This is a genomic window from Marinovum sp. 2_MG-2023 (assembly GCF_030548265.1).
In the GTDB taxonomy this organism is placed as follows: domain Bacteria; phylum Pseudomonadota; class Alphaproteobacteria; order Rhodobacterales; family Rhodobacteraceae; genus Marinovum.
This window is the reverse complement of sequence record NZ_JAUOSD010000018.1, coordinates 54,157-69,651: the sequence shown is the minus strand read 5'-3', so window position 1 is coordinate 69,651 and position 15,495 is coordinate 54,157. Positions and strand designations below refer to the sequence as shown.

Here is a 15,495-nt window from a genome sequence, read left to right as displayed (position 1 = left end):
CGCCCCGCATTATGGATTTGTCTACTCTGCGGCGCGCAGTGGCAATTCGGGCTGGGCCGGATCGACGACAACCGCTGTGGTCGTCGATGTCGGTGGGGTAGGGGCATCTTCCCAGATGATTTCTGGGTTGCGCACCCGGCGCGCCTTGCGCGACAGCGCCCAATCGCGCGCCGCCCGGCTTGACCGGCCCTGACCCAGACGTGCCAGCAACCGCGCGAACCAGAACACATAGGTCCAGAACCAGACCCGCATTGCCAGCATCGCCGGGGTGAACACCAGCGTCAGCACCGTCGCCACGCCAAGACCAAAGACCACCGCAGTCGCCAGTTGTTTCCACCAGAGCGCGGTGGGGCTGTCGATGGAATAGCCGCCGTTCCAGAAATCCAGGCTAAGACCCACCATCATCGGCGCAAGCCCGGCCATGGTGGTGATCGTGGTCAGAAGCACCGGGCGAATCCGGTCTTCGGCTGTGCGCACAATCGCCTCGATCCGGGGCATGTATGTGGAATATTCCATATAGGTGTCGATCAGCACGATATTGTTGTTCACCACAATCCCGGCCAAAGCGACGATGCCGGTGCCGGTCATGATGATCGAAAAGGTCTGATCCATCACCAACATGCCGATCAGGACGCCGGTGGTGGACAGAACCACCGCCAGGAGCACCAAAATCGAGTTATAGACGCTGTTGAACTGTGCCAGCAGGATGATGAACATCAACCCCAGTGCCCCGGCAAAGGCGGTCATCAGGAATTGTTGCGATTCTTCCTGATCTTCCTGATCGCCGGTCCATTCCGTGGAAATCCCGACGCCCAGGGGCGAGGTTTCCAACCAGGTGTTAAGCGCCGCGATCCGTTCGTTTGCGGTCATTGGAACGGCGCGCAGGTCTTCGGCGCTTAGCGCGGCCTCCAGGCTGGCGCGGTCCTCACCGGGTTCAAAGGTATCCACCACATAGTTGGTTGCGCCAATGGTCAGTGCGGCGCCCGGTTTTGCATCGCCTTCGGTGGCTTCACGGCCATAGGCCAGCAGCCTGGCTGTGTCGCCGTCGCCGCTGACAAATGTGGTGATGCCGGGGCGCACCGCTGCCTTGACATCGAAATAGCGTTTCTGGTCAACCCGCGAGATTTCGGCCAGTTTCGCCACCGGTTTGCGGGTGACGAAATTCGACAGCGGGACAAGCCCGTCTGCGGTGCGCACCTTGAGCGTGTCCAGCGTGGACAACACCCGGTCCTGTTCCGGCAGGCGGACGCGGATTTCGATTTCCTCATCGGAACTGTCGACCCGCATGGTGTCGAGCAGGATACCGCGTGTCACCAATTGCACCATCGCGCCCACGGTGGCGACATCTGCACCGAAACGTCCGGCTTTTTCGACATCGACATCAATCTGCCAGTCGATGCCGGGCAGGGGCAGGGTATCTTCGATCAGATGCAGGCCGGCGGTGTTCTGAAACTGGGTGTGCACGGCTTCGGTCGCGGCAATCAGCTCCTGCCAGTTGTCCCCTTTCAGGCGCAAATGCACCGGCTTGGCGCTGGCGGGGCCCATGGCCTGGGCCAGAATTTCGATCCGCACGCCGGGGATCTGTTCCAATTCCGCCTGCAATTCCTCGAGCACGACATTGCCGTCCAGATCAGGCCGATCCATGCGGTCTTCCCATGGGATGGTTTCGAACTGAACCTGGCCGACCGTGTCCTTGGGGGGCTGTGCCCCGCCGGTATTCGAATTCAACCCGCCGTTGCCCGCAAAAGCAAAGGCGTTGTCGATGCCGGGATGGGCCAGCACGATATCCTCGGCCTGACGCACCAGGGCGTCTTTTTCTTCCAGCGAAAGGTTGCCGCGCGCCAGCACATAGACAATGCCCTGTTCCGGTTCGCTTTCGACAAAGAATTCGACGCCTTTGCTGTTTTCGCCAAAATAGCCGAACACCGCCATAACAAAGGCAATCACCGTTGCGGCGGTCACCAGCGGCATGATCGGATTTCCGGCGATCAGTTTGATCACCCAGCCAAACAGGGTGCGGCGACGCCCCGCACGCACGCGTTTGCGTTTCCAGTGGAATTCAACCGCGCCCAAGGTGACCGAAGCCATGAAAGCCCCGGCAAGGAAAATCATTGCCCCCGGCACGATGGCAAAAAGGCCCGGCGCGGCATTGTCGAACAGGTAATTCGGATTCAGCAGCTGCATCGCGCCCACGAAAATCACCAGAAGCGAGACCGGCACCAAAAGCGCGCGAATGATCCAGGGGAACCGGTTTTCCAACCATTCGGAACACCGCCCGAACAAGCGGCTCATACGGCCCGTCACACCGCCCATCACCGGCAGATAGATCAGTGCCACAATCAGCGACGCCGACAGAACAAAGATCAATGTGACCGGCAACATGCCCATGAATTGACCCGGCACACCGGGCCAGAACAACATGGGCAAAAAGGCACAGAGCGTTGTCGCGGTAGAGCTGACAATCGGCCAGAACATGCGCTTGGCGGCCTCGACATAGGCATGCATCGGGCCAGAGCCGTCCTTGATCCGCTTGTCGGCATATTCAACAACCACAATCGCGCCATCCACCAGCATGCCAACGGCCAGGATCAGGCCGAACATCACGATGTTGGAAATGGTGATCCCCATCAGCCCCAACAGCACAAAGCACAGCAGGAAAGAGGTCGGAATGGCGAAACCCACCAGAAGGGCGGGCCGCGTCCCGAGGGCCGCCAGCACCACGATCATCACCAGGGCAATCGCCGTCAGAACCGAGCCTTCAAGCTGGCTGACCATCGAGGCCACAACGCGGCTTTGGTCGTTCGATGTGCCCACTTCGACCGCGGCTTTCAGCTCCGGCGGCCAGTCTTTCCTTGCTTCGGCGACCACTTCTTTGACTTCGGTTGCCGTGTCGATCAGGTTGAAACCCTTGCGTTTGACCACCTGCAACGCCACGGTTTCTTCGCCGTTGAAGCGCGCGGTGCCAACCCGGTCTTCGAATGTCAGCTGGATGCGGGCCAGATCGCCCAATGTCACCACCCGGTCGCCATTGGTTTTGACCGGCAGGTTGTAGATATCCTGGGGTTCATCAAATGACGACGGGATCTTGACCGCGAATGTGCCCTGGGCGGTTTCGACTTCGCCGGCCGCAATCAATTGGTTGTTGTTCTGCACCACGGAAATCAGCTCGCCCGCGGTCACATTATAGGCTTCGAGCCGCAGCGGGTCGATCAGCACTTCCAGCATTTCATCGCGGTTGCCGGCGATCCCGGCCTCCAGCACCGCATCAATGCCTTCTACCCGGTCCTGCAAATCCTTGGCCACGCGCGCCATGGTGCGTTCGGGCACCGCGCCGGTCAGGTTAACGATGACAATCGGGAATTCGGAAAAGTTGATTTCGTTGATGGTGTATTGCTCGGCGCCATCGGGAAAGCTGGCCTCGGCAGATTTCATCGCATCGCGGACATCGGCCATGACCTTGGTCTTGTCCCAGCCGAATTCAAACTCCAGCGCGACACCGGCATAGCCTTCGGCAGCGGTGCCGGACAGGGTTTTCAATCCGTCCAGATCGGACAATTCGGTTTCCATCGGCTTGACCAGAAGCGTTTCGGAATCCGTCGCGCTGATCCCGGCGAAAGGCACCGAAATGAACAGCGCCGGGATTTCGATGTCTGGTTCACCCTCTTTTGGCAGCCCCACATAGGCAATGCCCCCCGCCAGAAGCGAGAGGGCAATAAAGGCCATGACCATTCGGGCGCGTGATGCGGCCCAGTCGACCATTCCCGTCATTGACTTACCTCCAGGCTGGCATCCTTGTAGGTCGGAATGACCTTGACCCCATCTTCGACGTATTCCTGACCAAGGGTAATAATGTCGAGCCGCTCTGGCAGGCCTGCCACCCAAACCCCTTCGCGGGTGTCCCGCAACAGGGTGACCGGCAAAAAGGCCACCAGATTTTCGGCGGTCACCGACCGCACGCCCAATTCGCCATCGTCATTCAACGTCAGGGTCGATTGCGGCAAAAGATGCGCAGAGACCCCGGCGGCAGAAATGGCGATTTCGGCGGTCTGACCATCGCGGATCGCCAGATCGCTGTTGGCGACGGTGATTTCCACCCGGAAGGTGCGGGTTGTCGGATCGGCCGAACGGGACAGGAAGGTGACCTTGCCCGCCACATTGCTGCCTTCCGAAAGGCGGGCCCCGGCGTCGGCGTTCAATTTTACGCGTGCGACCTCGGTTTCGGGGACATAAGCCACCATTTTGATTGGGTCGAGCTGAATGATCGTGGCGCAGAGCGCGCCGGGCTGCATCAATGCGCCCAGTTCAGCAGCATCGGATTCCAGCAGACCGGCAAAAGGCGCTTTGATCTTCAAACGTTCAATTTCTTTCCGTGCCGAGGCAACACCGGCCTCAGCCGAACGGATCGCCGCCTGTGCGCTTTGCAGCCCTGATTTGGCGGTCTCCAGCGCGGCCCGGGCGCTGGAAACATTGGCCTCGGCGCTGCGCACCGAGGCGGCGGTTGATGCCACGCGGGTTTCCGACGCAAATCCGTCTTCTTTCAGCGCTTTGGCGGCGCGTTCATTGATCTGGGCCTCTTCCAGACGGGCGGCGGCCTCCTGCAATCTGGCTTCGGCTTCGGGCACGCCGGCCTCGATCCCGGGCACGCGGGCCTGGGCTTCGTCCAGCCGCGCGCGGGCCTCGTCCAATGTGGCGCCACGGGTGCCCGGCTCCAGTTCACACAGCAACTGGCCCTGTTCGACAAAAGCGCCCTTGCGCAGCGGGTCAGAGACCACCAATCCGCTGATTTCCGCTTTGACATCGACCTGACGGGCGGCTTCGGTCTGGCCACGCAGGATCACGGCGCTGTCGACAACCTGGGCGGTTGAGTGGCGCGCCACAACGCGAATGCCGCTGGGTTGCGTGTCTGTTTCGGCGGGGGCTTCGACCGTTTCGGCCTCTGCCGTTGTTTCTTCTGGATCTACCGTGTCGTCGGATGTGCCAAACATCTGGCCGAAATGGCTGTTGCGGGCAAATTCCAAGAGCGCCTCGCGTTGCAAAACCGCGAAAACCAGAAACGCCGAAACGGCAATTGCCGTCAGAACCGGAATAAGTCGCATAAGATGCCTTCTTTTCTCATAAAATCATACCAGGCAGCCGACGGAAATCTTCGGCCGGAGGAACGCGCCTAGCACATCACGCGGGGTATATAGGTATTTTTGTCTGAACTGACCAGTTCAGATTAGACTTTTCCGCGGTGCAGCGCAAGTTGCGGGTGAATTTGGCAACAATTTCACGCTGTCCCGGCGTGGCTTCGCCACCTGGCCCGGTGCCTGGCTCTTGGCACTTGTCGCGGGCCGGGTTAAGAGGGGCGGACCAATGCAGCCCCTTGTGGGGTGCCCGATCAGTGAGGCAGTGAGTTGAGCGAGACCGACAGTTTTATCGAAGAGGTGAGCGAAGAGGTCCGGCGCGACCGGCTTTTCCTGGCATTGCGGCGCTACGGCTGGATTGGTGTGCTGGCGGTCCTGTTGATCGTCGGTGGGGCGGCCTGGCGGGAATATTCCAATGCGCAGGACCGTGCAGCAGCACAGTCGCTTGGCGATTCGATCCTGGCCGCGATGGAAATCGAGGACCGCACCGAACGGATTTCGGCCCTGAACGCGGTTAACCCCGACAGCGCCGGTGGTGCGGCACTTCTGGGGCTTTTGACCGCCGCCGAAGAAGGGTCGAATGACCAGACCGACGATGCCGTCGCAACCCTGAGCGAAATCACCGCCAACGGCGATGTGGCGCAGATTTACCGCGATATTGCCGGCTTCAAGCTTCTGATGGCGCAGTCCGACACCCTGGACGCCGCCGAACGGCGCAGCGGGTTTGAGGCGCTGGCCCGGGCCGGCAGTCCGATCCGGCTTCTGGCAGAAGAGCAATTGGCGCTGATCGCGGTCGAAACCGGTGACACCGAGGGCGCGATTGCCAAATTTCAGGCCATCCTGGTGGATTCCGAAGTGACCGCAGGCTTGCGCCAGCGCGTCTCTCAGGTGATTGTCGCCCTGGGTGGCGAGATTGACGCCGCCTGAGACATTTCGAACCGATTTCGGGCCGGATCGGTCCGGTCGGTTGGCAAGATCGCCCAGCGGCAAATTGCGGAAATAGCAAAATGCCCGGGCGGACCGCGAATTCCGGTGTGACCTTTGCATCGGTGAAATGATAACACGACGTGACGACGCGTTCATGGCGACACAGGCATGAATGTACCGGCATGAAGGCATGCGCATGAAGATGTGGGGGCGAACCAGGTGAGAACGGCAACGATCAGGATTATCTTGGGCCTCGCGGCGGTATCGGTCTTTGCGGCCTGTGAAAGCCGGCGGGAAATCATTCTACCGGGCAAGCGCGAAGCCATCCGCCCCGACGAGGCCTCTTTGGCCGCCGAGGCCGCGACAACCGCCGACAGCCTGTCGTTGGCGGCCGCGACCCGCAACGCCACATGGCTTCAGGGCCATGGCACGCCTGCGACCCGCACCAACCACCCGGCCTTTGGCACGGCGTTGACCCCGCTGTGGTCCGCCAATATCGGCCAGGGCGACAGCCGCAAATTCCGCATTACCGCAGATCCCGTGGTTGCCGATGGCCGCATCTATACGCTCGACAGCGATGCTTTGGTCACCGCAACCTCGACCGGTGGCGCGACGCTCTGGACCCGCGATCTGGTCCCGGCGCGTGATGGCGGCGGGCAGGGGTCTGGCGGCGGATTGGCGATTGGTGGCGGGCGGCTTTATGTCACCTCCGGCTATGGCAGCATCACCGCGCTCGATCTGGCCTCCGGCGCCGAAATCTGGAGCCAGAAGCTGCAAGCCAGCGGCACGGCATCGCCAAGTTATGCGGATGGGCTGGTCTATCTGGTGGCTGGTGACCGCACCGCCTGGGCGATCGAGGCCGACACCGGTCGCATCCGCTGGCAGCTGGAAGGTCTGGAAGACATCAACAATGTGCATGGCGGTCCGGCCCCGGCACTGACCGACAAATTCGTGATCTTCGGCTATGGTTCCGGCGATGTACAAGGCGCGTTCCGCAAAGGCGGGCTCAGCCTTTGGAATGCAACCATTGCCGGGCAGCGTAACGGATTCGCCATCAACCGCGTCAGCGATATCACCGGCGATCCGGTGGTGGTTGGCGACACGGTCTATGTGGCCAACCATACCGGCCGTCTGGTCGCCTTGAACACCGGCAGCGGCAGCCGCAAGTGGACCGCGCGGGACGCAGCGGTGCAACCGGTTTGGGTCACTGGGGGGGCCGTGTTCTTTGTGTCGGACCGAAATGATCTGAAGCGTGTCAATGTGTCCGACGGGGCCGAGGTCTGGTCAGCCGAACTGCCGGGTTATACATCCCAGCGTCCGCGCAAACGGGATCGGATCTTTGGCAACTATGGTCCGATCCTGGCCGGTGGCCGGCTGTATGTGGCGGGGGGCGATGGCCTTCTGCGGGCCTATGATCCCAACGACGGGCAGCTGCTGAAAACCGCCGAAATTCCCGGTGGCGCGACCACAAATCCGGTGGTGGTGAACGGTGTCATGTACATCGTGACCAAAAAGGGCCAGTTGCAGGCGTACGGCGGCTGATGTATCGGGGGCGCTTGATGCCTTCCGGAGCTTTATAAGCCATGTCTTTCACTCTCGCCGTCGTGGGCCGCCCCAATGTCGGCAAATCCACGTTGTTCAACCGCCTTGTCGGCAAACGTCTTGCGCTGGTCGATGACCAGCCGGGGGTGACACGTGATCTGCGCGAAGGCGCGGCGCGGCTCGCCGATCTGCGGTTTACCGTGATTGACACCGCCGGGCTTGAGGATGCGACCGACGACAGCCTTCAGGGCCGCATGCGGCGTCTGACCGAACGCGCGGTCGATATGGCCGACATTTGTCTGTTCATGATTGATGCCCGCACCGGGGTGACGCCGATCGACGAAATGTTCGCTGAAATCCTGCGCAAACGGGCGAAGCATGTGATTCTTGCGGCAAACAAGGGCGAGGGCAGCGCAGCCGACGCCGGCGTGATCGAGGCCTGGGGTCTTGGCCTTGGGGAACCAGTGCGCCTGTCTGCCGAACATGGCGAAGGCATGACCGATCTCTATGCGATCTTGCAACCTCTGGCAGACGCTCTGGCAAAAACCGCCGAGGCCGATGCGCCGGAGACCGATGTTGCGCTGTCCGATGACGATGACGAGGAACTGGAATACCGCGCCCCGACCAACGCGAAACCGTTGCAGGTTGCGGTCGTCGGGCGGCCCAATGCAGGCAAGTCGACCCTGATCAATCAGATCCTGGGCGAGGATCGCTTGTTGACCGGCCCTGAGGCCGGGATCACCCGCGATGCCATCTCTCTCAGCATTGATTGGCACGGCACGCCCTGCCGAATTTTCGATACGGCCGGCATGCGCAAAAAGGCGCGCGTGCAGGAAAAGCTGGAAAAACTGTCGGTGTCCGACGGCCTGCGTGCGGTGAAATTTGCCGAAGTGGTCGTTGTTCTGTTGGATGCCGCCATCCCGTTCGAACAACAGGATCTGCGGATTGCCGACCTGGCGGAACGCGAAGGCCGCGCCGTAGTTGTCGCTGTCAACAAATGGGACATCGAAGAAGCCAAACAAGAGAAGCTGCGCGACCTGAAGGAATCCTTCACCAGATTGCTGCCACAGCTGCGTGGTGCGCCGCTGGTGACGGTCTCTGCCAAGACGGGCAAAGGGCTGGACCGGCTGCATGACGCCATCATGCGCGCGCATGAGGTCTGGAACCGCCGTATTCCAACCGCCGCGCTGAACCGCTGGCTGGATGGGATGGTCGCGGCGCACCCGCCGCCGGCGCCTCAGGGCAAACGTATCAAACTGCGCTACATGACCCAGGTCAAAACCCGCCCGCCGGGATTTGTGGTGATGTGCTCGCACCCCGACAAGATGCCGGACAGCTACACACGGTATTTGGTCAACGGGCTGCGCGATGATTTCGACATGCCCGGCACGCCAATCCGGATGACATTGCGCGGGCAGGGCGACAAGAACCCCTATAAGGGCAAGAAGAAGTCGACCCCATCGCGCCTGCGCAAACACCTCGGCAAAGGCCGCGCTGACGACAAGTAATGGTCGCGGCGGGGGTATGGGGCGCTTCTGCCCCTTCATCTGACCAAAAATATCCCGGGAGGCTGGGGGGCTGGCCCCCCATCTTAACTGTGGTCTGGGGGGCTGGCCCCCCCCAGCTTTACTGTGGTCTTGGGGCTGGCCCCCCAGCATGCCTGCGCTCCAGGGGCTTGCGCCCCCCGGAGTCCCTGCTGTTCCCGGCCCGCTGACCCCTCGCATCTGCGCAAAAGCCTCGCGCGAAACGCTTGGCCGCTCAATCGACCCTTTTGAGTCTTCATCGATTCCGCAAAATGATCCGCCAGTTTTCACGAGCCGGTATCCGCGCATTTCCACGCCCGCCACAGATCGGCGCTTGGCTGCGCAATTCGGCGCCGAAACCCTTGGCAAAGACCTGCCTTTGCCACCTCTCCCTGCAGCGCATCGGCGAAATCCGGCACAGGATTTCGGCTGGTTCCTGCCGGGGGTCGGCGCAACGCCGCCAGTTGTGCCGCCTGCCTTTATTGCACGATTTCATGGGGTTGCGGGTCTCTCCTCAAACGGACATGTTCCTTTCGACGGCGATGAAAACCGTCAATCTGTAACACGAAAAGGAGACACTCCATGACATCCAAAGCCATCACCTTCGCAGCCCTTATCGGTTTCGCAGCAAGCTCGGCTCTGGCTCAGACCATGGTGGAAGATACCGACCAAAGCGGCGGATATTCGATGGAAGAACTGGTCGCGGCCTATCCCGACCTGACCGTCGAAGGTTTCGCCGAAATCGACGTGGATCAGAACGGCGAAGTCAGCGCAGATGAGCTGACAGCGGCCCAGGCGGCCGGCTTGTTGGCGGAATAAAATGCCAATCGGTTTTCTGGCGATCCGTGTCTGTCGCGGCTGCGCAGCTTGCGGCGTAACGTGACGCACTGCCATTGAAACCGAAGGGGCGACGCCATGCCTCACCATGGCGTCGCCCCAAATTTTTACCGCCCGACGGTGGTGTCAGGCCAGGACACCCTGCGCCGTCAAATGCGTTTTGCCGCGCAGATAGGGGTGCAGCACCTCTGGCAGGGTCACGGACCCGTCTGCTTGTTGGCCATTTTCCAACACCGCAATCAACGCCCGACCAATCGCAAGCCCCGAACCGTTCAGCGTATGCAGGAATTCCGGCTTGCCGCCATCGCTGGGTTTCATGCGGGCATTCATCCGGCGCGCCTGAAAATCACCGCAGACCGAAACCGAAGAAATCTCGCGATAGCTGTCCTGACCGGGCAACCAAACCTCGATATCATGGGTGCGGCGTGCGCCGAACCCCATGTCGCCGGTGCAAAGCACCACGGTGCGATAGGGCAGGCCAAGCCGCTCCAGAATGCCCTGGGCGCAGTCGGTCATCCGGTCCAGCTCTTCCCGGCTTTTGTCCGGGTGGGTGACTGAGACCATCTCGACCTTTTCAAACTGGTGCTGGCGCAACATGCCGGCGGTATCGCGACCGGCGCTGCCCGCTTCGGACCGGAAACATTGCGAATGCGCGACATAGCGGCGGGGCAGATAGCTTTCGGCCACCGTCAGCCCGTTCACGATATTGGTCAGCGTCACCTCGGCCGTGGGGATCAACCACCAACCATTGGTGGTCTGATAGCTGTCCTCGCCGAATTTGGGCAATTGCCCGGTGCCCAGCATCATCTCTTCCTTGACCAGAACCGGGGTCCAGGTCTCGGTCAGGCCGTTTTCTTCGGTGTGGGTGTCGAGCATGAATTGCGCCAGCGCGCGGTGGATGCGCGCCACAGCGCCCGACAGCACGACAAAACGGCTGCCCGAGAGTTTGGCAGCGGTTTCAAAGTCCATCCCGTCCACCACACCGGCCAGTTCATAGTGCTCTTTCGGTTTGAAATCGAAAGATTTCGGCGTGCCCCAGCGGCGGATTTCGACATTGTCGGCTTCGTCCGCGCCTTCGGGGGTGTCGTCATAGGGCAGGTTGGGGATCGACATCAGCGCATCAGTCAGCTGTTGATCCAGCTCCTTGGCGCGGGTCTGCATGTCGGCCACTTCGGCCTTCTTCTCGCCAACCAATGCGCGCAGGCGTTCGAATTCCGCCTCGTCGCCTTTGGCCTTGGCGGCACCGACCTCTTTGGCGGCGGCCTTTTGATCGGATTGGGCGGTTTCCGCGGCATGAATTGCGGCGCGGCGGGCCTCGTCGAGTTCCAACAGGGACGAAGATGCATTTTCGATCCCACGACGAGAAAGCGCCGCATCAAAAGCGGCCGGGTTTTCGCGGATGGCGCGGATGTCATGCATATCCATGTCCTCTGGTTTTGGATCTGAGTCGCGCGGGCGTTATGCAACATGTCGCGGGTGTTGGGTAGGGTGGGGTTTAGTCTCGAAAACGAGCGTCCAGTTCATTGTCTTCAATGATCAGTGAATTGGATGTTTTAAACCCTCTGGAAAAAGCGTGTCTGCGGATGTCTTCAAATGCTGTAGACTAGCGTCGTGCAAATCGGCATGAGAAAAGTTGGCGCTTTGCACTCGTGCCGAACCTAAATTTGCTCCTTGAAGGCGCGCTCCCTGCAATTGTGCATGTTGTAAACGGCAAGTCGCAAGTTGAGCGCCCCAGGCGGCTACACTTCTCAAGATCGCTGATTGCAAGAAGGCACCTGACAGGTTCGCCGACTGGATGTTGGCAAGTACTAAAAAAGCATCACTCATTCGAGCGTCACTCATGTCCGCGCCCTGTAAAAATGCTTCTTGAAAGTCGGCCCTATTAAGATTTGCGGCGGAAAGATTAGCGCCTTGTAGGTGCGCTCGTCGGAACAGAGCTTCTTCAGAGTTTACAGCAAAAAGGTTGGCTCCCCTCAGATTTGCACCATCGAAATTTGCGGCTTGGAGTTCCGAGTTAATAAACGAAGCGCCAGCAAAATTCCCTTCGACTAAGTACGCGCCACGCAAGTTGCAGTTTCCAAGATCCAGTAGAAAGCCACGATAGTCGAGTAGTTTGCGGGTCCAGCTCTGAACCATGCGCGCTTGGGTGCGCTGGGTCTCGCTGTCGAAGTCCATGTTTATGAAACCAATATCCGGTAAAAAATTGTCAAAAACAAAACCGGTGTCGTTGTTGTTGGCTTTGGCCTCCAATTCGCGTTGTCGTGTGCTGCGCCTCCCGATGACTGTCAAAGCGACTTGAATGTCCTCACGCATCGTGAGATTTTTCTTGGCAGTCTCCTGCGCTGCCCTGTAAGCCATGAGGCGCGCCTTCCAATCGCCCTCCAATAGGCCGTCAATTTCGCCTTCCTTCATCTTCAGTTCCGGCCATGGCTTGGCCTCTGACGCTGGGGCGTTCTGACGGATATAGGCGCAGAGGATTTCCATGATCTGAACATGGTCGCTGCCGCTGTCCTTGGCGATGCGTTCCAACGCATAGATCGCGCCAATGCGGACTTCGAGGTTGGGCAGGGTTTCGGTAAAGACCTGCCATTTTCCTTCTTCCCCGATGGCCTCCCCCTCCGCAATCGTGAGAGCGTGGCCTTGCCATTCGATTTCGGTGCGCGCCTCTGACCATGTCGAGACCGGGACATGGCGTTCTCTCGATGTTTCGGCGGTATGTTCATTCCACCATTCGTCCCAGTATTCTTTTCCAACCAAGCTGAACTCGGGGACTTCAATATCGGCCCGTTTCTTGCCGATGACGGTCACACCACTTTTCTCGCCGGTATAGATCGTTACCGGCCGTCCAATTCGATTCGAACCCTTCTCTGATCCCAAGCCTTCGACCGCTTTGTTGATGCGGTCGGTAATCAGCCCCTCTTCGCTGGTCTTGGTCTGGCGTTCGGTGGTGAACACCCGGATCAGCGCCAAAGGCGCGCCGATAATGCCGCCGAATGCGGTGATCAGGCCGACCATGGCGAGAACATGCCAGCGCAATTCGGTGTCCTTGGAGGCTTCGAAGGCGGGCAGTGTGAGCACAATGCCGAGAAGTGACCAGAGCACGGCAAGCAACAGCAACACCCAAACCGGCGACAGAACCAGCGCAAAGAGCGCCAAAGCGCGCAGGGCGGGGTTCTTGATGGTGTCCAGGTAGGGGCGTTTTTTCCTGTCCTCGTCGGGTTGGCGCGCGACGAGAGATTGAATGAGGTAAAAGACCAGTGTCAGGCCCAGAAAACCCCACAAAAGCGGGTGGGTCACGAAGAACAAATAGCTTTCCAAAATAACGCCTCTTTCAAAATACTGACGCTCTGCCGCATCACCCTAGGCAAGCCCGCCCCACTTTCCCATAGGGAATATATCCGGTGCCGCGTGGAATAGCCCCCGGCGCGCCTTGCAAACCGGCGGTGCCGCGCATAGGTTCCGGCAAAATTCGGCGGGGGGTTCCCTTCGCAAAGCAACCTTGAAAGGAAGCCTTCAATGGATGGCAGTGCAATCGCGCAATTCGTACCCCTGATCCTGATCTTCGCGATCATGTATTTCCTGCTGATCCGTCCGCAGCAAAAGAAGATGAAAGCGCATACCAATATGGTCAAGGCGCTGCGTCGTGGCGACCAGGTTGTGACTCAGGGCGGATTGATCGGCAAGGTCGTGAAAGTCAAGGAAGACAACGAGATCGAAGTCGAGCTGTCCGAAGGCGTCAAGGTGCGTGTGGTGCAATCCACCATCGCGCAGGTTCTGAACAAGACCGAGCCGGCAAATTCCTGATCAAGGGGATTGAGGGCCACGGCCCCGCTTCTGTTGAGTTCCTGTCAAGTCCCAGTCCGAGGAGCGGCGCATGCTGCAGATTGATCTCTGGAAACGGGTGTTCATCTGGACACTCTGTGCGGTGGGGCTGTTGCTGGCCATGCCGAACGGGTTTTATTCCCGCGTAGAAACCGCCAATGACGCCGTCGCCGCGATCGAGGTTCAGGGGGAAACCCCGGAACTGGCCGATGCGGCGGCGGGGTGGCCCTCGTTCCTGCCATCGGCCTTGGTCAATCTGGGGCTTGATTTGCGGGGCGGGGCGCATCTGCTGGCCGAGGTTCGGGTCGCCGATGTCTATGAAAGCCGGATTACGTCGCTCTGGCCCGAGGTGCGCGATACCCTGCGCCCCTTGCGCGATGAGATCGGCACAATCCGCCGCCAGCCCTCGGTTGGTGATGAATTGCATGTCAAGATTTCCAATCCCGATGGCATGGCCGCGGCGTTGACCGCCGTGCGTGCGCTGGCCCAGCCGGTGGTGTCGATCACCGCCGCGGGCGAGATGGATCTGGTGGCACGTGGCGAAGGCGATGTGCTGATCATGACCCTGTCGGATGCCGAACGTCTTGCCACCGACGAACGGACCGTGCAGCAGAGTTTGGAAATCATCCGTCGCCGGATTGACGAGGTCGGCACACGTGAGCCGACAATCCAGCGTCAGGGCAGTGACCGTATCCTGATTCAGGTGCCGGGCCTCGGCTCTGCCCAGGAATTGAAAGACATCATTGGCACCACCGCCCAGCTGACGTTTCAGCCGGTGGTCAGCCGCACCAGCGATGCCACCGCAGAGCCGGGGATCGGCAACGAGATCCTGCCATCGCTCGATGAAAGCGGCGTGTTCTACATCCTGGAGGAAAATCCGGTTGTGACCGGTGAGGAACTCACCGATGCCCAGCCCGCGTTTGACCAGAACGGCCGTCCTGCGGTGAACTTCCGGTTCAACCCTTCGGGCGCGCGCAGATTCGGCGACTATACTGCGGAAAACATCGGCAACCCCTTTGCCATCGTGCTCGACGCCGAGGTGATCAGCGCCCCGGTCATCCAGAGCCACATTCCCGGCGGTTCGGGCATCATCACCGGCAATTTCTCGGTCGAGGAATCGACCAATCTGGCGGTGTTGCTGCGCGCCGGTGCCTTGCCTGCGGGGCTGGATTTCCTGGAAGAGCGTACCATCGGCCCGGAACTTGGGGCCGACAGCATCGAGGCCGGCAAGATCGCGACCATCGTGGCCTTTACGGCGGTGCTGGTGTTCATGGCGCTCAGCTATGGTCTGTTCGGGATCTTTGCCAATATCGCATTGATCATCAACATTGGGCTGATCTTTGGCCTTCTCAGCCTGATTGGCGCGACGCTGACACTTCCCGGTATTGCCGGTATCGTGTTGACGGTGGGTATGGCGGTGGACGCCAATGTGCTGATCTTTGAACGTATTCGCGAAGAGTTGAAGACCGCGCGCGGGCCTGCCCGGGCGATCGAGTTGGGGTATGAAAAGGCGCTTTCTGCCATTATCGACGCCAATATCACCACTTTCATCACTGCTGTGATCCTGTTTGTCATGGGATCGGGGCCGGTGCGGGGCTTTGCCATCACGCTGGGTCTGGGCATTCTGACGTCGGTGTTCACCGCGATCTTTGTGACGCGGTTGATCATCGTGATGTGGTTTGAACGCCGCCGTCCCAAGACAATCGAGGTATAGGCAC

General features: G+C 60.2%; 11 protein-coding genes. 7 read left to right on the top strand and 4 right to left on the bottom strand.

What is annotated here, in order from left to right:
- Positions 1-21 precede the first annotated feature (21 nt).
- Both Q4577_RS18035 and Q4577_RS18030 read right to left on the bottom strand, forming a co-directional pair.
- Positions 22-3,768 carry an efflux RND transporter permease subunit gene (locus tag Q4577_RS18035; RefSeq protein ID WP_303471357.1) on the bottom strand — a complete coding sequence of 1,249 codons (3,747 nt, stop codon included), beginning with the start codon at positions 3,766-3,768 and terminating at the stop codon, positions 22-24.
- A complete protein-coding gene (locus Q4577_RS18030; protein ID WP_244691281.1) occupies positions 3,765-5,096 on the bottom strand; it encodes an efflux RND transporter periplasmic adaptor subunit in 1,332 nt (443 codons plus the stop codon). Before Q4577_RS18030 ends, Q4577_RS18035 begins: the two co-directional genes overlap by 4 nt.
- A 300-nt stretch (positions 5,097-5,396) precedes the next feature.
- Between Q4577_RS18030 and Q4577_RS18025 the strand changes: the two genes are divergently transcribed.
- From Q4577_RS18025 to Q4577_RS18005, 5 genes are all read left to right on the top strand, one after another.
- Complete coding sequence (locus Q4577_RS18025) at positions 5,397-6,053, top strand: hypothetical protein (RefSeq protein ID WP_303471354.1); 657 nt, start codon at positions 5,397-5,399, stop codon at positions 6,051-6,053.
- Between the two features lie 219 nt (positions 6,054-6,272).
- A complete protein-coding gene (locus tag Q4577_RS18020; RefSeq protein ID WP_303471351.1) occupies positions 6,273-7,595 on the top strand; it encodes a PQQ-like beta-propeller repeat protein in 1,323 nt (440 codons plus the stop codon).
- 41 nt (positions 7,596-7,636) lie between these two features.
- Positions 7,637-9,103 carry a ribosome biogenesis GTPase Der gene (gene der, locus Q4577_RS18015; RefSeq protein ID WP_244691278.1) on the top strand — a complete coding sequence of 489 codons (1,467 nt, stop codon included), beginning with the start codon at positions 7,637-7,639 and terminating at the stop codon, positions 9,101-9,103.
- A 287-nt stretch (positions 9,104-9,390) separates the two neighbouring features.
- The gene (locus Q4577_RS18010; RefSeq protein WP_303471348.1) at positions 9,391-9,681 is read left to right on the top strand and encodes a hypothetical protein; all 291 of its coding nucleotides are present in this window, start codon (positions 9,391-9,393) and stop codon (positions 9,679-9,681) included.
- Between the two features lie 19 nt (positions 9,682-9,700).
- Positions 9,701-9,937, top strand: a complete 237-nt coding sequence (locus tag Q4577_RS18005) for an EF-hand domain-containing protein (protein WP_244691277.1) — start codon at positions 9,701-9,703, stop codon at positions 9,935-9,937.
- Between the two features lie 144 nt (positions 9,938-10,081).
- On the opposite strand, the gene serS is transcribed toward Q4577_RS18005, so the two are convergent.
- Both serS and Q4577_RS17995 read right to left on the bottom strand, forming a co-directional pair.
- Positions 10,082-11,374, bottom strand: coding sequence for a serine--tRNA ligase (serS, locus tag Q4577_RS18000; protein ID WP_244691276.1), 1,293 nt, complete (start codon positions 11,372-11,374; stop codon positions 10,082-10,084).
- A 117-nt stretch (positions 11,375-11,491) separates the two neighbouring features.
- Positions 11,492-13,273 carry a pentapeptide repeat-containing protein gene (locus tag Q4577_RS17995; protein ID WP_303471343.1) on the bottom strand — a complete coding sequence of 594 codons (1,782 nt, stop codon included), beginning with the start codon at positions 13,271-13,273 and terminating at the stop codon, positions 11,492-11,494.
- A 198-nt stretch (positions 13,274-13,471) separates the two neighbouring features.
- On the opposite strand from Q4577_RS17995, the gene yajC reads away from it, so the two are divergent.
- Both yajC and secD read left to right on the top strand, forming a co-directional pair.
- Positions 13,472-13,759, top strand: a complete 288-nt coding sequence (gene yajC / locus Q4577_RS17990) for a preprotein translocase subunit YajC (protein WP_244691274.1) — start codon at positions 13,472-13,474, stop codon at positions 13,757-13,759.
- A gap of 70 nt (positions 13,760-13,829) precedes the next feature.
- On the top strand, positions 13,830-15,491 hold the full coding sequence (gene secD / locus Q4577_RS17985) for a protein translocase subunit SecD (protein ID WP_303471341.1): 1,662 nt from the start codon (positions 13,830-13,832) through the stop codon (positions 15,489-15,491).
- The last annotated feature ends 4 nt before the right edge of the window (positions 15,492-15,495 follow it).